The organism is Sphingomonas sp. (assembly GCF_025362505.1).
In the GTDB taxonomy this organism is placed as follows: domain Bacteria; phylum Pseudomonadota; class Alphaproteobacteria; order Sphingomonadales; family Sphingomonadaceae; genus Sphingomicrobium.
The window spans coordinates 43,943-66,906 of sequence record NZ_JANYGG010000067.1 but is presented as its reverse complement, the minus strand read 5'-3'; the positions used below and the strand labels follow the sequence as shown (position 1 = coordinate 66,906).

The following is a 22,964-nucleotide window of genomic DNA, read 5'->3' as shown; positions in this document are numbered from 1 at the left end:
ATGCCCCCGCGCAAGCTCAACATCGCGACCTACAACGCGAAGCGCGACTTCGCGAAGACTGCCGAGCCCAGGGGCCGCAAGCTTAAAGGCAGCGGCGACAGCTTCGTCGTCCAGAAGCATGACGCGAGCCGGCTCCACTGGGACTTCCGGCTCGAGATGGACGGCGTGCTCAAGAGTTGGGCGGTGCCGCGCGGGCCGAGCGTTGACCCGCACGACAATCGCCTTGCGGTGCGGACCGAGGACCATCCGCTCGACTACGGGACATTCGAGGGGACGATCCCCAAGGACGAATATGGCGGGGGCACGGTGATGCTGTGGGACCGCGGCCGGTGGATCCCGCATCCCGACAAGGACCCACGCAAGACAATCGAGGAGGGACATCTCCACTTCACCCTCATCGGCGAGCGGATGAAGGGCGAATGGGTGATGTTTCGCCTCAAGGCCAAGCCTGGCGAGCGCGGCGAGAACTGGATGCTCAAGAAGGTCACCGACGAGTTCGCCAGCAGTGCCGGCGAAGCGCTGGTCGAGCAGGCGCTGAGCAGCGTCACGACCGGTCGGACGATGGCCGAGATCGCGGCGGGGGCGGATGTGTGGGAGAGCAACCAGCGCGGCAACGCTGGCGGGCGCACGAAACGCAAGCCGGGAATCACGCCGCCTGCGTTCCGCTCGCCGCAACTCGCCACGCTGGTCGACGCGGTGCCGACCGGGTCGGACTGGATTTTCGAGTATAAATACGACGGCTACCGGCTGCTGCTGGCGACCGGCGGCGGGGCTGCGACGGCGTGGACCCGGGGTGGCAACGACTGGTCCGACAAGTTTCGCGGGATCGTCAAGGCCGCCGCCGACCTTCCCGGCGGTTGCCTGATCGATGGCGAGGCGGTCGTGCTAGGGGCCAATGGCAAACCCGATTTCCAGTTGCTCCAGGCGAGCCTCGAGGGCGGCAAGGCCGACCTCGCCTTCTACGCCTTCGACCTCATCGTCGACCAGGGTGAGGACATCAGCAAGCTCGGCAATCTCGAGCGCAAGCAACGGCTCGCGGCACTGTTGAAAGGGGTCGGTGGGCCGATCCTGTACGGCGACCACATCCTCGCCAAGGGCGAGGCGCTGTTCGAAGCGATCTGCAAGGAACGCGGGGAGGGGATCATCGCCAAGAAGGCGAGCGCGCCCTACCGCTCGTCGCGCGCGAAGAGCTGGCTCAAGGTCAAGTGCACCAACCGCCAGGAGTTCGTCATCATTGGCTGGCAGGAGAGCGACAAACGGCGCGGCTTCCGCTCGCTCCATCTGGCGGTTCGTGACGGGACGACGCTGACCTATGCCGGTAAGGTCGGGACCGGGTTCGACGCCAAGCTGATCGAAAGTCTGCGCGCGACGATGGCGCCGCTCAAGGTCGAGGAGCCGCCGGCCAAGGTGCCGCGCGCGGTGATGCGCGGGTCGCACTGGATCACGCCGAGCCTCGTCGCCGAGATCGCCTTTACCGAATTCACGCGCGAGGGCACGCTTCGCCACCCCAGCTTCATCGCGCTGCGCGAGGACAAGCGCGCCGGCCAGGTGGTGCGCGAAGTGGCGGAGAAACTTCCGGCGAAGGCAGGCAAGGCGAGCTTGGCCAGCCGCGCGACCTTCGCCAGCCTCGGGGCGCGGATCACCAACCCCGATCGCGTCATTTTCCCCGGCGATGAAATTACCAAGGGTCAACTCGCCGACTATTATGCCGCGATTGCCGCGCCGATCATGGTCGACGCCGCCAACCGCCTACTCACCCTCATCCGCTGCCCGCAGGGGCGATCGAAGCACTGCTTTTTTCAGAAGCACGATAGCGGGTCGATGGGGGAATTCGTCCACCATGTTCCGATTTCGGAAAAGGACGGGTCGACCGAGGACTATCTCTTCGTCGACCGCGTCGAGGGCCTCCTCGGCTGCGTTCAGATGGGGACGATCGAGTTCCACGGCTGGGGCAGCCGGATCGATCCTTTGGAGAAACCCGACCGCATGGTGTTCGACCTCGACCCCGACGAGGGGCTCGACTTCGGCGCGGTCCGCGCGGGAGCCGAGCGGTTGCGCGCGCTGCTCGGCGACTTGGGGCTCGAGACCTTTCCCTTGTTGTCGGGTGGCAAGGGCATCCACGTCGTCGCGCCGCTCGACCAGAGCGCCGACTGGCCCGCGGTCAAGTCCTTCGCCGAACGGTTCAGCCGCGCGATCGCCGAGAAATTCCCCGACGAATTCACCGCCAACATCCGCAAGCACCAGCGCACCGGGCGAATCTTCATCGACTGGCTGCGCAACCAGCGCGGCGCGACCGCGGTGTTACCTTATTCAGTCCGCGCCCGCGAAAGGGCTCCAGTAGCGGCTCCGATCGACTGGAGTGAAGTTGCGAGTACGAAAGGCGCCAACCGCTTCACCATCCGCGACGTCGACGAACTGCTCGACCGCGCCGCCTCGCCCCTCCTCGCCGGTTGGGGCCGCGCGAAGCAATCCCTCCCCGACCTCTAACGAAAAGGGCGGCGAACCAAGGTTCGCCGCCCTCACATGCGCGATGTTCGTGAAGTTACGCCTTGCAGCTTTGCGAGCCCTTGCCCGGACGCTCGACCGTGATCGTCGCCGAATCCTTGGTTCCGGTCAGCGAGTAACCGGCGGCGGTCATCGCCTTGCCGGCTTCGGCGGAGACGACGCGGGTCGCCTCGCCATCCTTCTTCGAGCGCAGGTCGGCGGTCTTCTTGTCGTTGAGCCAGTCGATGTAGACGACGCCATTGTCCTTGCAGCGGTAGGATTTGCTCGACTCGATCGCCGGTGGCATGACGACGGCGGCGGCGTTGATCACAGCATTATCGTCCTTCGATCCGGCGACGATGGTGTGGTTTTCCTTGCCGCACGCGGTGAGCGCAGTGGCGGCGAGGGCGGCGATGATGAGGATTCGGTTCATGGTCGGCATCTCTTGCTCGTAGGAGGGCCGCCGTCAAGGCGGGTTTGCAATTGAGACCCGCGAAGCATAGGCTGGTTGCAGGGCGAACGAGGGGAAGGGAGAGCGTGCAGCGCATTCGCATCGGGCTGACGGGCCTTGCGTTCGTGTTCCTGCTGGTTCTCCTGGGCGCGGTCGTCAGTCGCTCGAGCCGAGAGGGCGCGGTCATTCCCAATTCGGCCGGCACCGCACACAATATCGACGAGCCAAGCGACCCGTTGTCCGATCTCGGGGTCGCTCCCGGTCCCTCTGCCGATAGCGGCAACAAAATCGCCCGCAACAGCGCGGCGCGTTGAGGATAGGTCGCCGGCGCTGGCTGGTTGCGAGCCTGTCGCTGGCCGCGCTGACGGCGGCCGCGATTGCGTTGGCCGGTCTCATCCGCACCGCTCCCGCTGCGCTCCCCGCTCGTCCGTTGGCGGCGCGACCAGCGCTGCTCCTGCTCACCAGCCTGCCGTTGGTCTTTGGTGAGAATTTCACGCTTGGCGGTGGAGGATCGCCGGCGCTGACGCGGCTGGAGCAACGCTATAATGTTAAGCCGATCGCGCTGGCCGATGGCCCAAGCCTCGCCAGCTTTCGCCTGCTGCTGATGGCCCATCCCCGCGCGCAGACCGCCGCAGCGCTGGTCGATCTCGACGACTGGGTGCGGCAGGGCGGACGGGTGCTGCTGCTCGCCGATCCTGCGCTCGACTGGCCGAGCGCGCGCCCGTTCGGCGATCCGCTTCGCCCGCCGCCGGGGTTCGCCGATACCGGGCTGCTCGGCCATTGGGGGGTGACCCTCGAAGCCCCGGCCGAGCGCGGCGCGGCCAAGGCCAGGCTCGATGGCCGCGCGCTTATCCTGTCGTCGCCGGGCCTGCTCGCCAGCAGATCATGCGAGATCGCCGCCGCCGGGTTGGTCGCGCGATGTGCCATCGGACGGGGCAAGGCGACAATCATCGCCGACGCCGATCTGCTCAGTCCCGAGCTCAGTGGCGACAGCGAGCAACAGAATCTGGACGCAGTGGTCGCCGAACTGGACCGCCTCGAGCGCTGACCGCTCGTCTCCGAACGACTCTGCCCCCGAGTCTCTTTACTTGATCGATACTTTCGCACGGCCCACCGTGCGGGCGCCGAACCAACAGGCTTATCCACAGGCTCATCCACCGCGAACGATAGGAGAACACTGCCCTTTACTTGGCACGCGAAGTTACTGAAAAGGCGCCTAAATCCGCAATTAGGCATGAAATCCCCAGTAATGGCATGAAAACCCATTGAATCCCCGCCCAACCTAGGTTACCAACAGCGACTGTAGCGCGGGGCAACCCATCTCGAATTCACGACGGTCGCGAAGGCACCCGCCTTTGCGAACGGGGGGCTTTGCGCACTGAATTCGCGGTGCGCGTCAAGCGCATCTTGGGAGTGGTCCGTGCGCCATGGGCGCACAAGGGGAGTCGGCAGTGGCGCTGGAGCATCTGTTCCAAGGCAGTGCGCTGAACGCGGTCGACGCCAAGGGGCGTGTGTCCGTGCCCGCCTTCCTGCGCGCGGTGATCGAGCGGCGCGGCGACTCGCGCACCATCGTCCTCGCCAAGCATGACCAGTTCGACGCGCTGTCGGCTTATGACCCGGCCTATGCCGCGCTGCGCCATGCCAAGCTCGAACGGCTGCTCGAAAAGGAAGAAACCAATCCTGACGCCGAGCTGGAGTATCAGCGGCGCAACCTGATGGCGTTCGCCGCCACCGAGGAAACCCCCTACGACACGTCGGGCCGGATCGTCCTGCCGCCCATGATGCGGCGAAAAGGGCAGATCGGCGAGCTTGCGCTGTTTCTCGGCGCCGGCGAGACGTTCCAGATCTGGAATCCAAAGCTGTTCCTGGGCGATGCGCGCATCCCCGAGGACATGAAAGACATCGCCCGCTTCCGGCTCGAGGAACGGGGCCTGAGCGCATGAGTCCCAATGCGCCCCAGGCCATCCCTCCGGGCCACGTGCCGGTACTGGTCGATGAAGTCGTCGCCGCGCTTCGCCTCGTCCCGGGCGAAACACTGGTCGATGGCACGTTCGGAGCGGGGGGTTATACACGCGCCTTGCTCGGAGCGGGGGCGGGGCGAGTGATCGGTTTCGATCGCGATCCGGATGCGATCGCGAACGGGCCGAACCTCGTCCCGGACGCCCACCTGACCCTGATCGAGGAACGATTCAGCCAGATGGACCGGCTGCTCGAGGAGCGTGGCCTGTTGCCGGTCGACGGGATCGTGCTCGACATCGGGGTCAGCTCGATGCAGCTCGACCAGGCCGAGCGCGGCTTCGCCTTCGGCCAGGACGGCCCGCTCGACATGCGGATGAGCCAGGCCGGGCTGACCGCCGCCGAATTCCTCAACGAGGCCGACGAGGCCGAGATCGCGCGGGTCATCAAGGAATATGGCGAGGAGCCGCGCGCCCGCTCGGTGGCCCGCGCGATCGTCGCCGCTCGCCCGCTCACGCGGACCGCCGAGCTTGCCGCCGTGGTGCGCAAGGCGCTGCGCCATCACCCGGGGATGAAGTCCGACCCGGCAACGCGCACCTTCCAGGCGATCCGCATCCACCTGAACGCCGAGCTCGACGAGCTCGAGGCCGGGCTGCGCGCCGCCGAGCGCGCGCTGCGGCCGGGCGGACGGCTGGCGGTGGTCACCTTCCACAGTCTCGAGGACCGCATCGTCAAGCGCTTCATGAAGGAGCGCAGCGGCGACCTGCCGGCCGGATCGCGGCATCGCCCGCTGGCCGCCGCCGGTCCCGCGCCCAGCTTCAACGAAGTCGCCAAGCCGCTGTCCGCCTCGGACGCCGAGCTGGCCCGAAACCCGCGCGCGCGCTCGGCGCGGCTGCGAAGCGCAGTCCGCACCGCGGCGCCCGCGTGGGACCAGCCGCCCCCGGTTTCGCTACGGTCGCCCGTTTCGTCTAGATCGCCCACTTCGCCCCGGTCAGCTGTTTCGCCCAAGTTCCCGCGTAAAACCTCAGGAGGCCGCGCATGAGCGTCCGCTCCTTCCGCCCCGTCATGTCGGTTGCCACCGTCGCCTTCGCGGCGCTGAGTTGCTACCTCGTCTCGCTGAGGGTCGCCGCCGAGCGCGCCGGGCTCGAGGAGGTCGAAACCAGGATCGTGCTTGCGCAGCGCGACATTCGGACGCTGCAGACCGAGATCGGCACGCGCGGTCGGCTCGAGCAGCTCGAGCGGTGGAACGTCAAGGTCTTGGCGCTGTCGGCGCCCAAGGCCGAGCAGTTCGTCGACGGCGGCTACCAGCTCGCGCGGCTCGCGCGGCCGAACGACGAGGTCGACATGACCACGCCGGTGGTGCTGGCGTCGGCACCCAAGCCGAAGCCCGCCGCGCCGATCGTGGAAGACGACGCCGATGTCGTCGCGACGCAAGCGGCCGATCAGCCACCGCAGCGCGCCGCGCCGCAGATCGGAGGTCCTGCCAGCCTGATGCATGTCGCAAGCTATCGCGTGACCACGATCGACACGCCCGCCGCCAAGCTTGCGACGGAGAAACTTTCCCGTAAACCTGCGGTAACTGTTTCGGCAACGACCAAGCCGGTCATAATCGCGACGGTTGCCAAGCAGCAGGCCTTGCCCGGCACCAAAGCTGACGCCAAGCAGTCGCCTCACCATGAGCCGGCGAAGTCCGGCGCCTCCAGGGACAAAGCCACGCACTGATGAACGCCCCGACGCCCGCTCTCGTCGCCAGGCCCGAGCGGCTCCGACTGGTCGGACAGCGGCGGCAGATTCTCGCGATCGTCCACCAGCGCTTGATGTTCGGGCTGATCGTCTATGCCGGGATCATCGCGATCATCGCGCTGCGCCTGCTGTACCTCGCCGCGTTCGGCGACCATGCCGGGCGGCGTGGCGGGCCGGGCGCGCTGATCCCGCCGCGCGGCGACATCGTTGATCGCGACGGCCGGCCGCTCGCCAGCTCGATCGACGTGTGGAGCATCGCGCTTCAGCCGCCCAAGGTGATCGGCGACAAGCTCGCGCTCGCCCGTAACCTCGCCCGGCTGATGCCCGACAAGGACGAGGCGAGCTATTTCGCCATGCTCCGTTCGGGCAGGCCATTCTTCTACCTCCAGCGCCGCGCCTCGCCGCAGCTGGTCGAGGCGGTCAACGCGCTCGGCGAGCCGGGCCTCGCGCTCGAGCGCACCCCCGACCGGCTCTACCCGCAGACCAGCCTTGCCGCGCACGTGCTCGGCTTCACCGATATTGACGGGCATGGCGCGGCAGGGGCGGAACGCGCATTCGACAAGCAGCTGTCCAATCCGGCGACACGCGGCACCCCCATCACCCTGTCGATTTCGAGCAAGGTGCAGCAAGCACTCGAGCATGAGCTCAATACAGCGATGACGGAATTTTCGGCCATCGGCGCGGCGGGCGTGGTGATGGATATCCACACCGGCGAAGTGCTCGCGATGACGTCGCTGCCCTCGTTGAACCCCAACATTGCCGGGCGAGGCTCGCCCGAGGCGCGCTTCAATCGGGCGACGCTCGGCGTCTATGAACTGGGGTCGACCTTTAAGCCCTTTACTGTCGGCATGGCGATGGACTTGGGCATCGTGAAATCATTCGGGCAAATGTATAATTGTCCGAAAGAATTCCATTACGGCAAAGTCACGGTTCACGATACGCACCCGTATGGCCGTGCCTGCTCGGTCGCCGAGATCATGAAGGAAAGCTCGAATATCGGTACTGCGCAGATCGCGCTGCAAGTCGGTGCCACGCGCCAACGGGCGTTTCTTCAGAATATGGGATTCATGGCCCCCGTCGCCATTGAACTGAGAGAACGCGGTCGCACGCTTACTCCAGGCAATAATTGGGGCGAAGTCGCGACAATGACGGTCGGTTTCGGCCACGGCATTGCAGTGACGCCGCTGCATCTCGCTACGGGCTACGCCACCTTGTTCAACGGCGGCGTTTATCATCCCGCGACCATCCTTAAAGTCGACAAATTTCACCCCGTCGGTCCCGGCCACCGCGTGTTCACCGAGGCGACGAGCTACAAGTCGCGCGCCCTTCTCCGCCTCGTCGTGACAAAGGGAACCGGCAGGCGTGCCGACGCTCCGGGATACCGGGTGGGCGGCAAGACCGGTACTGCCGAGAAAGTTTCAGGCGGCGGTTATTCCAGCGCAGCGGTCGTCACCAGTTTCGCCGGCGTATTTCCAATGGATGAGCCGCGTTACGCTATGGTGATGATGCTCGACGATCCCAAGCCGACCAAGGAGACATTTGGTTTTCATACCGCAGCCTGGAACATCGGCCCGGCCTATTCGCGCGCCGTTAGTCGCATCGCGCCGATGCTTGGCGTGCGGCCGGACATGAACCGCGATGCCAACATGGCCGAGGTGATGCCGTTCGTCCACGAAGCCAAGGCGCCTTGAGCGATGCGCCTTTGTGATCTGGTCGGGATCGAATCCGCTATCGAAATAACGGGCGCAGCGATTGACAGCCGCAAGGTGACCAAAGGGTCGGTGTTCGGCGCCTTCTCCGGAAGCGTGCACAACGGCGAGGACTATATCGCCTCGGCGATCGAGCGCGGCGCAGTTGCGGTGGTCGCCCGTCCGCAAGCTAGGGTCGACGGCGCGGTCCACCTCGCCGACCCCGAGCCGCGGCGGCTGTTCGCCCGGCTCGCCGCCAAACTGCTCGCCCCCTATCCCGACACGATCGTCGCGGTCACCGGGACCAACGGCAAGACCTCGACGGTCGAGATGGTCCGCCAGCTGTGGCGAATGGCCGGGCACCGCTCGGCGTCGATCGGCACATTGGGCGTGACCACCGCCGACGAGCAGGTCACGACCGGGCTGACCACGCCCGACATCGTCACCTTTCTGTCGAACCTCGCCGGGTTGCGCCGGATGGGGATCAGCCACGTTGCCTATGAGGCCTCGTCGCACGGGCTCGACCAGTATCGCTCCGAAGGCCAGCCGGTCGCCGCCGCCGCCTTCACCAACCTGAGCCGCGACCATCTCGATTATCACGCCGACATGGACGCGTATTTCGCGGCCAAGATGCGGCTGTTCGACGAGGTCGTCGATGCCGGCGGGACCGCGGTGGTGTGGACTGGCGATGCTCGTTCGGGCGCGGTCATCGCCCATGCCGCGGCGCGGGGCCTCAAGCTGATCACGGTCGGGCCGGGCGCCGGGACGATCGAGCTGGTTAGCCAGTCGCCGACCCCGCTCGGGCAGGCGCTGGTGCTGCGCCACGGCGGCAAGGAGTATAAGCTCGCGCTGCCGCTGATCGGTGCCTACCAGGCCGCCAATGTCCTCGTTGCCGCCGGGCTGGTGCTCGCAAGCGGGGGCGAGTGGGCAGCGACCTTCTCTGGCATGGGCCGTCTGTCCCCGGTGCGCGGCCGGCTTGAGCGCGCGGTCATCTCGCCCGCCGGCGTGCCGGTCTATGTCGATTATGCCCATACGCCCGACGCGATCGAGGCCGCGATCGCCGCGCTTCGCCCGCATGTTACCGGACGCCTGATCATCGTGTTCGGTGCAGGTGGCGACCGCGACACCGGCAAGCGCGCAGCCATGGGCGAAGTCGCGGCGCGTCTGGCCGACCTCGCCATCGTCACCGACGACAACCCGCGCTCCGAGGACCCGGCCAGGATCCGCGCCGAGGTCATCGCCGGAGCGCCCGGGCTGCGCGAGATCGGCGGGAGGCGCGAAGCGATCGCCGCCGCCATCGCCGAGGCGCAGGGCGGCGACATCGTACTCATCGCCGGCAAGGGCCACGAGCAGGGGCAGGTCCTCGCCGACCGCACCGTCCCGTTCGACGACGTCGCCGTGGTGCGCGAGTGCGCCGCGTGAGCGCGCTGTGGACCTCCGCTGAAATCGAAACCGCGACCGGCGGGACGGCGAGCATCGCGTTCGAGGTCACCGGCGTGACCTTCGACAGCCGCGAAGTCGGACCGGGTGATTTGTTCGTCGCCATGCCGGGGACAGTCGCCGACGGGCACCAGTTCGTCGGCAGTGCCTTTGCGGCGGGCGCGGCGGGCGCGCTCGTCTCGCAGGCGGTTTCGGGTCCGCACATCCTCGTCCCCGATGTCGCCGCCGCTCTCACCGCTCTGGCCGTCGCCGCCCGCGCGCGGACCTCGGCGAAAATCTTCGGCGTGACCGGCTCGGTCGGCAAGACCAGCACCAAGGAGGCGCTGTTCGCCGCGCTCGACCGCGTCTCCAGCGGCAAGGCCCACCGCTCGGTCAAGAGCTACAACAACCATACCGGCGTTCCGCTGAGCCTCGCCCGGATGCCGCGCGACAGCGAATATGCCGTGCTCGAAATGGGCATGAACCATTCGGGCGAGATCGCCGTGCTGACCCGCCTCGTCCGCCCCGACGTTGCGATCATCACCGCCATCGCCCCCGCGCATATCGAGAAGCTGGGCTCGATGGAGGCGATCGCTTCGGCCAAGGCCGAGATCTTCGAGGGGTTGCAGCCAGGCGGGGTCGCGATCGTGCCCGAGGAAACGCCCCACCGTGATGCGCTGGTCAAGGCCGCCCGTCGCCACGCCGCCGAGATCATCACCTTCGGCGGGCCCGAGGCCGACATCACCGCGCTCCATGCCGTTCGATCCGATAACGGCGGAAGCCTGATCACGGCGCGGCTGATGGAAAGTGAGCTGACCTACACCATCAGCCAGCGCGGCGATCATTGGGTGTCGAACTCGCTCGCCGTCCTCGCTGCGGTCGAGGCGGCCGGCGCAGACCTTGCCATCGCCGGGCTGGCGCTGGCCGACATGGGCGGGCTCAAGGGCCGCGGCGAGCGCCACCAGATCAGGCTCGCCGGCGGATCGGCGCTGCTGATCGACGAAAGCTACAATGCCAACTCGGCTTCGATGGAAGCAACGCTGAAGAGTCTCGGCGAGGAGCACGGCGTCCAGCGACGGATCGCGGTGCTTGGCCCGATGCGCGAACTGGGTGGGCAAAGCGAGGCGCTCCACGCCGCGCTTGCCCCCGCGGTAACCGCCGCGAAGGTCGACCGTTTGATCCTCATCGGCGATGAGATGCTTGCCCTCGAGGAAGCGCTCGGCGGCACGATCCCGCTCGAGCGCGTCGCCGATGCCGATGCCGCGACCGCGCTTCTCCTGGCGATCATCGCCCCCGGCGACGCGGTCCTCATCAAGGCATCGAACTCGGTCGGGCTTGCGACACTGGTCGAACGAGTGGCAGGAGAGCAGCCATGCTTTACCTGATCGCCGAACATCTGGGCTTCCCCGGCGCCCTCAACCTCATCCGCTACATCAGCTTCCGCGCCGGCGCGGCCAGCGTCACCTCGCTGGCGATCGGGCTGCTGTTCGGCCCGATGTTCATCCGCTGGCTGCGCTCGAAGCAGGGCAAGGGCCAGCCGATCCGCGCCGACGGACCGCAAAGCCACCTCGCCAAGCGCGGCACCCCGACGATGGGCGGCCTGCTCATCCTCGTCTCGATGATGGTCTCGGTCCTGCTGTGGATGGACCTCGCCAACCCCTATGTCTGGGCGTGCCTGCTGGTGACGGCCGGCTTCGGGCTGATCGGGTTCCTCGACGATTATGACAAGGTCAAGAAGGCGAGCCACAAGGGCCTGTCGGGCAAGACCCGGCTGCTGTTCGAATTCCTCATCGCCGGTTTCGCCACCTGGCTGATGGTCCGCCACCACGGCACGCACCTTTACGTGCCGTTCTACAACGGCCCGGTGATTGATATCGGCTGGGCCTATATCGCGTTCGGGGCGTTCGTGATCGTCGCGTTCGGCAATTCGGTCAATTTGACCGACGGGCTCGACGGGCTGGCAACGATGCCGGTGATCATTGCCGCGCTGGCCTTCTTCCTGATCAGCTACCTTGTCGGCAACGCGAAGTTTGCGGCCTATCTCGGCATTCCGCATGTACCGGGGGCAGGCGACCTCAGCGTGCTGACGCTGGCGATCGTCGGCTCGGGGCTGGCCTTCCTGTGGTTCAATGCGCCGCCTGCGGCGGTGTTCATGGGCGACACCGGAAGCCTCGCGCTGGGCGGGGCATTGGGCGCGATCGCGGTGGCGACGCATCACGAGTTCGTCCTGGCGATCATCGGCGGGCTGTTCGTACTCGAAGCGGTGAGCGTCATCGTCCAGGTGTTCTGGTTCAAGCGAACCGGCAAGCGCGTGTTTCGCATGGCGCCGATCCACCATCATTTCGAACATCTCGGCTGGAGCGAGCCGACGGTGGTGATCCGCTTCTGGATCATCAGCTTCGTCCTCGCGCTGGCCGGGCTTTCGACGCTCAAGCTCAGGTGATCACGGCCAAGGCCTTCGCGGGCAAGCATTACGCGGTGTACGGGCTTGCGCGCAGCGGGCTGGCGACGGTCGAGGCGCTGCTGGCGAGCGGGGCGCGGGTCACGGCGTGGGACGGCAAGGAGGAGGCGCGGGCGGCGTTGCCAGAAGGTGCCAAGCTGGCCGATCTCGATGCGGTCGACCTCGCGCAATTCCACAGCCTCGTTGTGACCCCCGGGCTCCCGCTTAACCGCCACCCCATCGCGGCGCGGGCTCGCGAGGCCGGGGTCGAGATCATCGGCGATATAGAGCTGTTCGCCCGCGCCCGCGCCGAGCTTCCGCCGCACAAGGTCGTCGGAATCACCGGCACCAACGGCAAGTCGACCACTACCGCGCTGGTCCACCACATCCTTGCAACGGCGGGGGTGCCGAGCCTGATGGGCGGCAACTTCGGCCTGCCAATCCTGTCGCGCGATCCGCTGCCGACAGGTGGCGTTTATGTGCTCGAACTGTCGAGCTACCAGATCGACCTGACCTTCAGCCTCGACTGCGATATCGCGGTGCTGCTCAACATCACACCGGATCATCTCGATCGGTATGACGGGTTCGAGGCGTATGTGGCGTCGAAGGCGCGATTATTCGAGATGCAGAACGACCCTGATCATCGCGCAATAATCATCGACGAAGACGATTCCACCCGCGCCATTGCCCTTCGCCTCGACAGACTGGCCCAACATTCGGTCACTGCACGGTCGTACGATATAGATGATCAGGGATTCGGGGACGCGCTTTCGCCTGCCTTGGCTGGCCCGCACAATCGACAAAATGCGTCCGCTGCCTTGTGGGCAGTGGGCACGCTGTTTGACGATGAAGCAGCGCTTGCTGAAGGTTTCCGCACCTACCCCGGCCTTCCCCACCGCATGGAGCGAATTCGCGAGAAGGACGGGGTCGTTTTCGTCAACGACAGCAAGGCCACCAACGCCACCGCCACCGCCCCGGCGCTCGCCGCCTTCCCCGCGATCCGCTGGATCTGCGGGGGGCAGGCCAAGGCCGACCACCTCGACGAATGCGCGCCTTTCTTCAAGAACGTCCGCGAGGCCTACACCATCGGCGAGGCTTCGGATCTGTTCGCCCGCATCCTCGCGCCGCACATCAAGGTCGCCGAGTGCGGCGACCTCGCCCACGCAGTGCTCCGCGCTGCGCATGACGCACAGTCGGGGGAGACGGTCCTGCTCTCGCCCGGCTGCGCCAGTTTCGACCAGTTCAAGGATTATGAAGCGCGCGGCGACGCGTTCCGGACATTAGTGGGGGCGCTATGAACAGCATCATCGCAGGCACGATCAAGGCGCGAAACCTGGTCGATCCCAACCGCTACGGCCGTTCCGACCGCTCGGCGATGGGGCGCTGGTTCTGGGAGATCGACCGGGTCCTGTTGCTGCTCGTCGCGGTGCTGATCGGGATCGGGCTGGTCGCGGTCGCCGCCGCCTCGCCGGCGGTCGCGCAGCGCTATTCGGGCGGCACGTTGCAGCTGTCCTCGCTGCATTATTTTTACCGCCAACTGCTGTGGATCACGATCTCGATGCCGGTCATGATCATCATTTCGATGATGCCGCGCGAGCGTGCACGGCGGCTGTCGCTGGTCGGCGCATTCGTGTGCCTTGTCCTGCTGGTGTTCGTGCCGATCATTGGCCCCGAAGTGAATGGCGCCAGACGCTGGATCGGGGTCGGCATCGCCCAGGTCCAGCCGTCGGAGTTCCTGAAACCGTTCTTCGTCGTCGCGCTCGGCTGGCTCCTGTCGCTGCGCGAAACCGACAAGAGCCTGCCGGTCTTTCCGCTCAGCGCGATCCTCACCGCCGGGGTCGCTGTGATGCTGATGCGCCAGCCCGACTTCGGCTCGACGATCATCTTCGGCGCGGTGTGGGTGGCGATGCTCGCCTTGGGCGGGGTCAAGCTGCGCACGCTCGGCATCCTCGCCGCCGGGGCAGTCGTCGCGGTGGTCATGGCCTACCTGTTCTACTCGGTCGCGACGACGCGGATCGACGCCTTCCTGTTCGGCGAGGGCGACACCTTCCAGGTCGACAATGCGATGCGCACGCTTACCGCCGGCGGATTGTTCGGGATGGGGCCGGGCGGCGGCACCCGCAAGTTCGGGCTGCCCGAGCCGCACACCGACTATATCTTCTCGGTCATCGGCGAGGAGTTCGGGCTGATCGCCTGCCTCGTTATCGCCTGCCTTTACCTCGCGATCGTCGTGCGCGTGCTGGTCAAGCTGCTCGACGAGGAAAATACGTTCGCGATCCTCGCCGCCGCCGGGCTCGTCATCGAGTTCGGACTGCAGGCGCTGATCAACATGGCGGTCAACGTCCAGCTCGCGCCATCGAAGGGGATGACCCTGCCGTTCATCAGCTATGGCGGATCGTCGATGCTGGCCTTGTCGATCGGGATGGGATTGCTGCTCGCCTTCACGCGGCGAAATCCCTATCTGGCGCGCTCCCCCTATGTCGTGAAATGGAGCGGCGATTGCCTTCCGGCCTGATGATATTCCTCGCTGCCGGTGGAACTGGCGGCCACATGATGCCGGCCCATGCGCTGGCGAACGAGCTCCGCGCGCGGGGCCATGCGGTCAAGCTGATCACCGACGAGCGCGGCATGAAGATCCCCGGCCTGTTCGAAGGGATCGAGAAGCACGTCCTTCCCGCCGGGCGGCTCGACGGCGGGTTGTTCGGGATGCTCAAGGCGGGGCGCTCGATCCTTGCCGGACGGCGCCAGGCACGCGCGCTGTACCGCGAATATGATGCCATGGCGGTGGTCGGCTTCGGCGGCTATCCCGCGCTCCCGGCGATGCTCGCGGCGAGCGCGATGCGCGTGCCGACCGTCCTCCATGAACAGAATGCGCTGCTCGGCCGGGTCAACCGGATGATCGCCGGCGATGCGAAGGCGATCGCGACTTCCTACGCCAACGTCGAGCGGTTGAAATCCGCCTATGCCGCGAAGACCGTCCTCGTCGGCAATCCGGTGCGCGAATCGATCTCGCGGCTCGGCGAGGCGCCGTTCCCGCTGTTCGACGAAACCGCGCCGCTCAAGATCCTCGTCACCGGCGGCAGCCAGGGCGCCAGCGTGCTCGGCACCGTCGTGCCCGCCGGCCTAGGCGCGCTGTCGCCGTCGCTCAGGATGCGGCTTCAGGTCGTCCAGCAGTGCCGCCCCGATGACATCGAAGCGGTCCGCGCCCAGTATCGCGAACTCGGCATCCCGGCCGAACTGATGACCTACATCGGCGATATGCCCGACAAGCTCGCCGACGCGCACCTCGTCATTGCCCGCGCCGGCGCATCGACGATTGCCGAACTGACCGCCGCCGGTCGCCCGGCGATCCTCGTCCCCCTGCCGAGCGCCGCCGACGATCACCAGACCGCCAATGCCCGCGAAATGGCGGCGGCAGGCGGCGCGCGGATGGTCGCCCAGGCCGATTTCACTCCCGACACGCTCGCCCGCCAGATCGAGGCGCTCGCCGCCGATCCGCAGGCGCTGGCGAACGCCGCCGCGCGCTCGTTGTCGGTCGGTCGGCCGCACGCCGCGCGCGACCTCGCCGACCTCGTCGAGCGGATTGCCAACGGCGGCGCGCCACTGCTCGTCGGATCGTCGCTTGAAGCGCGCAAGACCTCGCCCGCCCCCACGCAAGGGATGCCGGCATGAAGGCGATGGGCACCGAAATCGGTGTGATCCACTTCGTCGGCATTGGCGGCATCGGCATGTCGGGTATCGCCGAGGTGATGCACCAGCTGGGCTACAAGGTGCAGGGCTCCGACCAGTCCGACGGCTATGTCGTCGAAGGACTGCGCAAGGCCGGAATCCCGGTCACGATCGGCCATTCGCCGGACAATCTCGGCGATGCCAGCGTGGTCGTCTGCTCGACCGCCATCGCGCGCGGCAATCCCGAGGTCGAGGCGGCGATCGAGCGCCGCCTGCCGCTCGTCCGCCGCGCCGAAATGCTCGCCGAATTGATGCGGATGGGGTCGACCATCGCGGTCGCCGGGACCCACGGCAAGACCACGACGACCTCGATGATCGCGGCGATGCTCGATGCTGGCGGGATCGACCCGACGGTGATCAACGGCGGCGTCATCAACGCCTACGGCTCGAACGCGCGATTGGGCAAATCCGACTGGATGGTGGTCGAGGCGGACGAGAGCGACGGCAGCTTCCTGCGGCTCGACGGGACGATCGCGGTCGTCACCAACATCGATCCCGAGCATCTCGACCATTATGGCGACTTCGACGTGGTCAAGGATGCGTTCGTCGAGTTCGTCGAGAATGTGCCGTTCTACGGGCTCGCGGTGCTGTGCGTCGATCATCCCGAGGTGCAGAATCTGCTCAGCCGGATCCGCGACCGGCGGGTCGTGACCTACGGCTTCTCCGCGCTTGCTGACCTGCGCGCCGATAATCTCACGACGGGGCCGGACGGCACGCGGTTCGACGTGATCGTGCTGCAACGCGACGGCTCGCGGCGGACGATTCGCGCGGTCCATATGCCGATGCCCGGGCGTCACAATGTCCAGAACTCGCTCGCCGCGATCGCGGTCGGGCTCGAGCTCGGCATGCCCGACGCGACCATCGCCAACGGCTTCGCGCGATTCCAGGGGGTCAAGCGCCGCTTCACCCGCGTCGGCGAGATCGACGGCACGACGTTCATCGACGATTATGCGCATCACCCGGTCGAGATCCGCGCCGTGCTGTCGGCGGCTCGAGAAGCGACTACGGGCAGGGTGATCGCGGTCGTTCAGCCGCACCGCTACACCCGCCTTCGCGACCTGATGGAGGACTTCCAGAACGCCTTCAACGAGGCCGACGTGGTGTTCGTCGCACCGGTTTATGCAGCGGGCGAGCAGCCGATCGAGGGGGTCGATGCCGCCGCGCTAGCCGAAGGGCTGCGTGCCCACGGCCACCGCGCGGTGCGCACCGTCGCTGATCTCGACGACCTGTGCGGGAGCTTGCGCGACTTGGCCGCGGCGGGCGATCTCGTGATCTGCATGGGGGCCGGCGACATCACCAAATGGGCCGCGTCGCTCGCCGACGGCATTTGCGCGGCGAGGGCGCGGAAATGAGCGTCGCGACCCTGACCATGCGCGGCAAGCTGACTCCGCAGGCGCCCCTCGCGCCGCTGGTGTGGTTCAAGTCGGGCGGTGCGGCGGAGACGCTGTTCGAACCCGCCGACCGCGATGACCTCACCGCTTTCCTTGCCGACCTCGACCCCGCCGTGCCGGTCATGGCGCTTGGCCTCGGCTCGAACATGATCGTCCGCGATGGCGGCGTTCCGGGGGTAACGATCCGGCTCGGCAAGCCGTTCGCCCGGGTCGAGCGGCTCGACGGCACCATCCTGCGCTGCGGCGGCGGAGCGTCGGGCATCCTCGTCTCGTCGACCGCGCGCGACGCCGGCATCGCCGGGCTCGAGTTCCTCCGCGGTATCCCCGGTACGGTCGGCGGCTTCGTCCGCATGAACGGCGGCGCCTATGGCCGCGAGGTCGCCGACATCCTCGTCAGCTCGACGATCGTCCGCCGCGATGGGACGGTCGAGGAATGGCCGCTCGATCGGCTTGGCTACACCTACCGCCACAGCGAGTTGCCCGACGGCGTAGTGGTCATCGCCGCGACCCTGCGCGGCACGCCTGGTGATCCCGCCACGATCGGCGCCGAGATGGAGCGCATCGCCCAAGCGCGCGAAGACTCGCAGCCGCTGCGCAGCCGCACCGGCGGATCGACCTTCAAGAACCCGCCAGGGTACAAGGCATGGGCCTTGATCGACGCCGCCGGGTGCCGCGGGCTCACCGTTGGCGACGCGCAAGTGTCGGAGAAGCATTGCAACTTCCTGCTCAACCTCGGTAGTGCCTCGTCGCAGGAGATCGAGGCGCTGGGCGAGGAAGTCCGGCGCCGCGTGCTCGCCCGGTCGGGCGTCCAGCTCGATTGGGAAATTCAGCGGATCGGGGTGGAGTGAACGTGGCGATACTCGACGGCAACATGGTCGACCGGGATCTTCACATCGTCGTGCTGATGGGCGGCCGGTCGGCCGAACGCACCATTTCACTGATGAGCGGGCAGGGGGTTGCGGCTGCTCTTCGCGAGCGCGGCTTCACCCGCGTGACCGAGCTCGACATGGACCGCGAGGTCGGCGTCCGGCTGTTCGACCTCGACCCCGACGTGGTGTTCAACGCGCTCCACGGCACGCCCGGCGAGGACGGCACGGTGCAGGGCCTGCTCGACCTGATGGCCGTCCCCTACACCCATTCGGGCTGCACCACCTCGGCGATCGCGATCGACAAGCAGCTGACCAAGGCGGTGCTCGTCCCCCACGGCATCCGCATGCCGGCGGGAAAGGTCGTCGACAGCGAGAGCCTCTACACGGGCGACCCGATCGCTCGGCCTTATGTGCTGAAACCGGTCAACGAAGGCTCGTCGGTCGGGGTCGCGATCGTCACCGATGGCGGCAATATGGGCCAGCCCATCGGCCGCGACAGCGAAGGCCCGTGGAAGCATTTCGAACGATTGCTCGCCGAACCGTTCGTACGCGGCAAGGAGCTGACCGTCGCGGTGCTCGGCGGTAAGCCGCTGTGCGTGACCGAGTTGAAACCTCACAATGACTTCTATGATTTCGAGGCCAAATATACCGACGGCGTGACCGAGCACGTCTGCCCGGCCGAGATTCCCGCCGACATCGCCGCGTCGATGATGGACATGGCCGCGCGGAGCCATGCCCTGCTCGGCTGCAAGGGCGCGTCGCGGTCGGACTTCCGCTGGGACGACGAACAGGGCGAGGCGGGGGTCTTCCTGCTGGAGGTCAACACCCAGCCCGGGATGACTCCGCTCAGCCTCGTCCCCGAGCAGGCACGCCATTGCGGCATTTCCTACGGCGAACTGGTCGAGCAGCTGATCGCCGAAGCGCTTGCCGGAGGCGACACCAAGCGCGCCGAAGCAATCGAAGAGACCCGCGCATGAGCGCCGCCGACCGCCGCAGTTCCGGCGCGCGCGGCCGCAAGCCCGTGTCGAAAAGCGTGACGAAGCGGATCGCCGCGCACCTCCCGGTCAAGGAGGCGCAGGCCAATCGGCTCGCGCGCATTGTTTTCGGACTGTTCGTCGTCGCCATCGCCGCGTTGGCAATCGTCGCGATGGGGCTCCCCGCCAGTGCCGGCAATGCGATCGGCCAGGCGCTCGGTCAGGCCGGATTCGCGGTCGATGGCTACCAGATCATCGGCCTCAACAAGATGGAGCGTTCGCTGGTCGATGCGGTCGTCACCGACGAGCTCCACCGCGCCGCCGAAATCGGCTCCGTCAGCGGCAAGCCGGCCGAGGCGCTGGTCGACGTGTCCGCGATCCGCGATCGGTTGCTTCAGTATGGCTGGGTCAAGGATGCGCGCGTGTCGCGGCGGCTACCCAACGGGCTGGTCATCGACATCGTCGAGCGCAAGCCCGCCGCGCTGTGGCAGGACAACCAGCAGCTGTCGCTGATCGACCAGACCGGGGTGGTGCTCGACCGCGTGCCGGTGTCGCAGATGCCCGACCTGCCATTGCTGATCGGCCCCGGCGCGAACCAGCAGGCTGGCGCGCTCGACCGTCTGCTCGCCGACCAGCCGACGTTGAAGCCGCAACTCGCCGCCGCGAGCTGGGTCGGCCGGCGCCGCTGGGACCTGTCGTTCCAGTCGGGCGAGACCGTCGTCCTCCCCGAGGGCGAGGCCGCCGCGAAGGACGCGCTCGAAAAATTCGCCAGGCTCGACAAGTCGGCCGGCCTTCTGGGGCGCGGGCTGAAGCGGTTCGACCTGCGCTTGCCGGGCAAGATGACCGTCCGCCTGGCGCGCGCGCCGGGTGAGGCGATCGCCGTCTCCGAAACCGCGACCAACGCCGCCGGCGCATCGGCCACTTCGTCCGCCCCACCGCCCCCCGCGCCGCCCACCGCCGCAACGAAAGACTGATCTTGTCCGCGACCGACGACCAGCCCCTGTTTACCGCGCTCGACATCGGCTCGTCGAAGGTCAGCGCGATGATCGTGACGCGCGATCCCGACGGACGGCTGCGCGTGCTCGGCACCGGCCAGCGCGAAAGCCGCGGGGTCAAGCGCGGCTACATCACCGACATGGAGGCGAGCGAAGTCGCGGTGCGCGAGGCGGTCGAGCTCGCCGAGCGCATGTCGGGCGTGACGGTCGACGACGTCTGGGCGAGTTTCGGGGCCAAGTCGCTGATCAGCGATCTCGCCAATGTCGAGGTCGAGCTCGGCGGCCATCAGGTCGAGCAGGCCGACATCGATCAATTGCTCGTCGCCGGCCGCAACGCCATCGACCGCACCGGCCAGCTCGTGCTCCACGCCCATCCCGCGCTGTTCACGATTGACCGCAACCAGGGCGTCAAGCAGCCGATCGGGCTGTTCGCCGACCGGCTGGGGGTCGACATCCACGTCGTTGCCGCCGACGCCGCGCCCTTGAAGAACATCGACTATGTCATTCGCTCGGCGCACCTTGGCGTCAACGCGATCATCGCCTCCCCCGTCGCCGCGGCGGTCGCCTGCCTGACCGAGGAAGAGCGCGAGATCGGCGTCGCGCTGATCGAACTGGGCGCCGATGTGACCAACGTCTCGCTCCACCTTGGCGGAATGCTCGTCGGGCTGCGCTCGATCGAGCTTGGCGCGCGGGACATCACCGACGACATCGCCTGCGCCTTCGGCATCCAGCGGCGCGACGCCGAGCGGCTCAAGACCTTTTACGGATCGGCGATGACGTCCCCACGCGACAATCACGAGATGATCGACGCGCGCTCGGTCGGTTCCGACGACCATGCCGAGCCGCTGCGGCTGACCCGGGCGCAGCTGATGACCGTCATCCGCGCGCGGATCGAGACGCTGACCGGCGAGATCGAGCTCGCCCTGAAGGCATTGGGCTTTACCGGCCCGGTCGGGCGCCAGGTGGTGGTGACCGGCGGCGGGTCCGAGCTCAAGAACATCGCCGACTATATGCAGGGCGTGCTCGGCCGTGCGGTCCGGGTCGGGCGGCCGCGCGGGATTACCGGGCTGCCTGAAGCGCACAGCGGTCCGGCCTTCGCGACACTCGTCGGCCTTGCCAACCTTGCTGCCAGCGGCACCGGTGACATCCGCGACATCGCGGTCGGCATGCGCGAGAAAAGGCCCGCGACCGGCCTGGTCGGCAAGCTGATCAGCGCGCTCAAGCAGGGCTATTGATGCAGCCGGGACTCACCAGTGATGCATCGCGGACTCACTAATGTCTCATAATGAATCAGTTGCTTATCTTTTTTGCGTCGCGGACCATTTTTCGCTTGGGGGTGGGAGTCGGTTAGTGCAAGATTCCCGCCCAGAGTTCAATGTGCTGGCAATTTGGGGGTTGATCCTATGAGCATCGATTTCATCCGACCGGAAGTCGACGAGCTTCGTCCGCGGATCACCGTGATCGGCGTCGGCGGAGCCGGCGGCAACGCCATCGCCAACATGATCAAGTCGGACGTGCAGGGGGTCGAGTTCCTCGTCGCCAACACCGACGCGCAGGCGCTCAATGCCAGCGCCGCCGACCGCCGCATCCAGCTTGGCCTCAAGATTACCCAGGGCCTCGGCGCCGGGTCGCGGCCCGAGATCGGCCGCGCCGCCGCCGAAGAGACGCTCGAGGACATCGAACGCGCACTGGACGGCGCGCACATGTGCTTCATCGCCGCGGGCATGGGCGGGGGCACCGGCACCGGTGCTGCCCCGGTCATCGCCAAGGCCGCGCGTGATCGCGGCATCCTGACCGTCGGCGTGGTGACCAAGCCGTTCGCGTTCGAAGGCTCGCGCCGCGGCCGCGCGGCCGACGCCGGGATCGAGGAACTGCAGAAGCATGTCGACACGCTGATTGTCATCCCAAACCAGAACCTGTTCCGCCTTGCCAATGCCGACACGACCTTCAAGCAGGCGTTCGAAATGGCCGACGAAGTGCTCCAGCAGGGCGTGCGCGGGATCACCGACCTGATGGTCATGCCGGGCCTCATCAACCTCGACTTCGCCGACGTCCGCTCGGTGATGGGCGAGATGGGCAAGGCAATGATGGGCACCGGCGAGGCGTCGGGCGACAATCGCGCGATCGAGGCGGCCGAAAAGGCGATCTCGAACCCGCTGCTCGACGGCGTCTCGATGAAGGGTGCCAAGGGCGTCATCATCTCGATCACCGGCGGCGAGGACATGCGTCTGATGGAGGTCGACGAGGCCGCCAGCCACATCAAGGAACTGGTCGACCCCGACGCCAACATCATCTGGGGGTCGGCGTTCAACAATAACATGGAAGGCCGCATCCGCGTCTCGGTCGTCGCCACCGGGATCGAGGCCGACGCCCAAGCCGCGCCCGCGCCGGGCAAGGTGTTCTCCTTCCCGACAAGCCGCGCGCCGGCCGCCGCTCCGGCGTCGGTCGTCGCTGCCGCCAAGCCGCCTGTCGCCGACGAGGCGCCGCTCGATCTGACCGACGAAGCCGGCGACGACGAACTGCTGCTCGACAGCGACGACATCCTGACCAGCCCGGTCGGCGCCGCGCCGATTGCGCCACCGGCCGACGACGGCGAGGCCAAGCGTGAAAGCGGCACCTTGTTCGAGCGCATGTCGAACATCGCTCGCGGCGCGCCCAAGGCGCAAATCGACGAGGGAGAAGCCCCCGGCTTCCGCCGCGATCCGATCGACATCCCGCGCTTCCTCAATCGCCAGAACAACCAGTAGGGGTTCAGGCCACGGATCGATTGAAGGGCGGGGGGCAACCTCCGCCCTTTGTCGTGGGGATCTCTTCCAACCATTCAT

20 protein-coding genes are annotated in these 22,964 nt (G+C 67.1%); 19 read left to right on the top strand and 1 reads right to left on the bottom strand.

The genetic code is table 11. From position 1 onward, the window contains the following. The gene (gene ligD / locus Q0R27_RS06520) at positions 1 to 2,487 is read left to right on the top strand and encodes a DNA ligase D (protein WP_293942522.1); all 2,487 of its coding nucleotides are present in this window, start codon (positions 1 to 3) and stop codon (positions 2,485 to 2,487) included. Positions 2,488 to 2,542: 55 nt separating this feature from the next. Here ligD and Q0R27_RS06515 read toward each other — a convergent pair whose 3' ends face one another. Then, the gene (locus Q0R27_RS06515) at positions 2,543 to 2,917 is read right to left on the bottom strand and encodes a hypothetical protein (RefSeq protein WP_293942520.1); all 375 of its coding nucleotides are present in this window, start codon (positions 2,915 to 2,917) and stop codon (positions 2,543 to 2,545) included. 104 nt (positions 2,918 to 3,021) lie between these two features. Here Q0R27_RS06515 and Q0R27_RS06510 point away from each other — a divergent pair, with 104 nt between their 5' ends. The 18 genes from Q0R27_RS06510 to ftsZ all read left to right on the top strand — a co-directional run bounded on the left by Q0R27_RS06510 (position 3,022) and on the right by ftsZ (position 22,886). Beyond that, the gene (locus tag Q0R27_RS06510; protein ID WP_293942518.1) at positions 3,022 to 3,249 is read left to right on the top strand and encodes a hypothetical protein; all 228 of its coding nucleotides are present in this window, start codon (positions 3,022 to 3,024) and stop codon (positions 3,247 to 3,249) included. Beyond that, the gene (locus tag Q0R27_RS06505) at positions 3,246 to 3,983 is read left to right on the top strand and encodes a hypothetical protein (protein WP_293942517.1); all 738 of its coding nucleotides are present in this window, start codon (positions 3,246 to 3,248) and stop codon (positions 3,981 to 3,983) included. The genes Q0R27_RS06510 and Q0R27_RS06505 overlap by 4 nt, the downstream gene beginning before the upstream one ends. A 403-nt stretch (positions 3,984 to 4,386) precedes the next feature. Continuing rightward, complete coding sequence (locus Q0R27_RS06500; RefSeq protein WP_293942515.1) at positions 4,387 to 4,878, top strand: division/cell wall cluster transcriptional repressor MraZ; 492 nt, start codon at positions 4,387 to 4,389, stop codon at positions 4,876 to 4,878. After that, positions 4,875 to 5,933 carry a 16S rRNA (cytosine(1402)-N(4))-methyltransferase RsmH gene (gene rsmH, locus Q0R27_RS06495; RefSeq protein WP_293942513.1) on the top strand — a complete coding sequence of 353 codons (1,059 nt, stop codon included), beginning with the start codon at positions 4,875 to 4,877 and terminating at the stop codon, positions 5,931 to 5,933. The genes Q0R27_RS06500 and rsmH overlap by 4 nt, the downstream gene beginning before the upstream one ends. After that, on the top strand, positions 5,930 to 6,613 hold the full coding sequence (locus Q0R27_RS06490) for a hypothetical protein (protein ID WP_293942511.1): 684 nt from the start codon (positions 5,930 to 5,932) through the stop codon (positions 6,611 to 6,613). The genes rsmH and Q0R27_RS06490 overlap by 4 nt, the downstream gene beginning before the upstream one ends. After that, complete coding sequence (locus Q0R27_RS06485) at positions 6,613 to 8,325, top strand: penicillin-binding protein 2 (RefSeq protein ID WP_293942509.1); 1,713 nt, start codon at positions 6,613 to 6,615, stop codon at positions 8,323 to 8,325. Before Q0R27_RS06490 ends, Q0R27_RS06485 begins: the two co-directional genes overlap by 1 nt. A 3-nt stretch (positions 8,326 to 8,328) precedes the next feature. Then, positions 8,329 to 9,744, top strand: coding sequence for a UDP-N-acetylmuramoyl-L-alanyl-D-glutamate--2,6-diaminopimelate ligase (locus Q0R27_RS06480; RefSeq protein ID WP_293942506.1), 1,416 nt, complete (start codon positions 8,329 to 8,331; stop codon positions 9,742 to 9,744). Continuing rightward, a complete protein-coding gene (gene murF, locus Q0R27_RS06475) occupies positions 9,741 to 11,126 on the top strand; it encodes a UDP-N-acetylmuramoyl-tripeptide--D-alanyl-D-alanine ligase (protein ID WP_293942503.1) in 1,386 nt (461 codons plus the stop codon). Before Q0R27_RS06480 ends, murF begins: the two co-directional genes overlap by 4 nt. Continuing rightward, a complete protein-coding gene (gene mraY, locus Q0R27_RS06470) occupies positions 11,114 to 12,184 on the top strand; it encodes a phospho-N-acetylmuramoyl-pentapeptide-transferase (protein WP_293942500.1) in 1,071 nt (356 codons plus the stop codon). Before murF ends, mraY begins: the two co-directional genes overlap by 13 nt. Further along, complete coding sequence (gene murD / locus Q0R27_RS06465; protein ID WP_293942498.1) at positions 12,181 to 13,479, top strand: UDP-N-acetylmuramoyl-L-alanine--D-glutamate ligase; 1,299 nt, start codon at positions 12,181 to 12,183, stop codon at positions 13,477 to 13,479. The genes mraY and murD overlap by 4 nt, the downstream gene beginning before the upstream one ends. Further along, positions 13,476 to 14,696, top strand: a complete 1,221-nt coding sequence (locus Q0R27_RS06460) for a putative peptidoglycan glycosyltransferase FtsW (RefSeq protein WP_293942496.1) — start codon at positions 13,476 to 13,478, stop codon at positions 14,694 to 14,696. Before murD ends, Q0R27_RS06460 begins: the two co-directional genes overlap by 4 nt. Beyond that, on the top strand, positions 14,696 to 15,853 hold the full coding sequence (gene murG, locus Q0R27_RS06455; RefSeq protein ID WP_293942540.1) for an undecaprenyldiphospho-muramoylpentapeptide beta-N-acetylglucosaminyltransferase: 1,158 nt from the start codon (positions 14,696 to 14,698) through the stop codon (positions 15,851 to 15,853). The genes Q0R27_RS06460 and murG overlap by 1 nt, the downstream gene beginning before the upstream one ends. Continuing rightward, the gene (gene murC / locus Q0R27_RS06450) at positions 15,850 to 17,262 is read left to right on the top strand and encodes a UDP-N-acetylmuramate--L-alanine ligase (protein ID WP_293942494.1); all 1,413 of its coding nucleotides are present in this window, start codon (positions 15,850 to 15,852) and stop codon (positions 17,260 to 17,262) included. Before murG ends, murC begins: the two co-directional genes overlap by 4 nt. Further along, positions 17,259 to 18,149 carry a UDP-N-acetylmuramate dehydrogenase gene (gene murB, locus Q0R27_RS06445; RefSeq protein ID WP_293942492.1) on the top strand — a complete coding sequence of 297 codons (891 nt, stop codon included), beginning with the start codon at positions 17,259 to 17,261 and terminating at the stop codon, positions 18,147 to 18,149. The genes murC and murB overlap by 4 nt, the downstream gene beginning before the upstream one ends. A 23-nt stretch (positions 18,150 to 18,172) precedes the next feature. Beyond that, on the top strand, positions 18,173 to 19,147 hold the full coding sequence (locus Q0R27_RS06440; protein ID WP_293942538.1) for a D-alanine--D-alanine ligase: 975 nt from the start codon (positions 18,173 to 18,175) through the stop codon (positions 19,145 to 19,147). After that, a complete protein-coding gene (locus tag Q0R27_RS06435) occupies positions 19,144 to 20,118 on the top strand; it encodes a cell division protein FtsQ/DivIB (protein ID WP_293942490.1) in 975 nt (324 codons plus the stop codon). Before Q0R27_RS06440 ends, Q0R27_RS06435 begins: the two co-directional genes overlap by 4 nt. Before the next feature lie 2 nt (positions 20,119 to 20,120). Then, complete coding sequence (ftsA, locus tag Q0R27_RS06430) at positions 20,121 to 21,374, top strand: cell division protein FtsA (RefSeq protein WP_293942488.1); 1,254 nt, start codon at positions 20,121 to 20,123, stop codon at positions 21,372 to 21,374. A gap of 168 nt (positions 21,375 to 21,542) precedes the next feature. After that, positions 21,543 to 22,886: a cell division protein FtsZ gene (ftsZ, locus tag Q0R27_RS06425; RefSeq protein ID WP_293942486.1), complete on the top strand. Its 1,344-nt coding sequence runs from the start codon at positions 21,543 to 21,545 to the stop codon at positions 22,884 to 22,886. Positions 22,887 to 22,964: the final 78 nt, after the last annotated feature.

Bases quoted from the DNA above. Each gene is read 5' to 3' on its own strand.
- ligD (WP_293942522.1), top strand. From the start codon at position 1: ATGCCCCCGCGCAAGCTCAACATCGCGACCTACAACGCGAAGCGCGAC.
- Q0R27_RS06515 (WP_293942520.1), bottom strand. From the start codon at position 2,917: ATGAACCGAATCCTCATCATCGCCGCCCTCGCCGCCACTGCGCTCACC.
- rsmH (WP_293942513.1), top strand. From the start codon at position 4,875: ATGAGTCCCAATGCGCCCCAGGCCATCCCTCCGGGCCACGTGCCGGTA.
- Q0R27_RS06490 (WP_293942511.1), top strand. From the start codon at position 5,930: ATGAGCGTCCGCTCCTTCCGCCCCGTCATGTCGGTTGCCACCGTCGCC.
- Q0R27_RS06485 (WP_293942509.1), top strand. From the start codon at position 6,613: ATGAACGCCCCGACGCCCGCTCTCGTCGCCAGGCCCGAGCGGCTCCGA.
- Q0R27_RS06480 (WP_293942506.1), top strand. From the start codon at position 8,329: ATGCGCCTTTGTGATCTGGTCGGGATCGAATCCGCTATCGAAATAACG.
- mraY (WP_293942500.1), top strand. From the start codon at position 11,114: ATGCTTTACCTGATCGCCGAACATCTGGGCTTCCCCGGCGCCCTCAAC.
- Q0R27_RS06460 (WP_293942496.1), top strand. From the start codon at position 13,476: ATGAACAGCATCATCGCAGGCACGATCAAGGCGCGAAACCTGGTCGAT.
- murG (WP_293942540.1), top strand. From the start codon at position 14,696: ATGATATTCCTCGCTGCCGGTGGAACTGGCGGCCACATGATGCCGGCC.
- murC (WP_293942494.1), top strand. From the start codon at position 15,850: ATGAAGGCGATGGGCACCGAAATCGGTGTGATCCACTTCGTCGGCATT.
- murB (WP_293942492.1), top strand. From the start codon at position 17,259: ATGAGCGTCGCGACCCTGACCATGCGCGGCAAGCTGACTCCGCAGGCG.
- Q0R27_RS06440 (WP_293942538.1), top strand. From the start codon at position 18,173: ATGGTCGACCGGGATCTTCACATCGTCGTGCTGATGGGCGGCCGGTCG.
- Q0R27_RS06435 (WP_293942490.1), top strand. From the start codon at position 19,144: ATGAGCGCCGCCGACCGCCGCAGTTCCGGCGCGCGCGGCCGCAAGCCC.
- ftsZ (WP_293942486.1), top strand. From the start codon at position 21,543: ATGAGCATCGATTTCATCCGACCGGAAGTCGACGAGCTTCGTCCGCGG.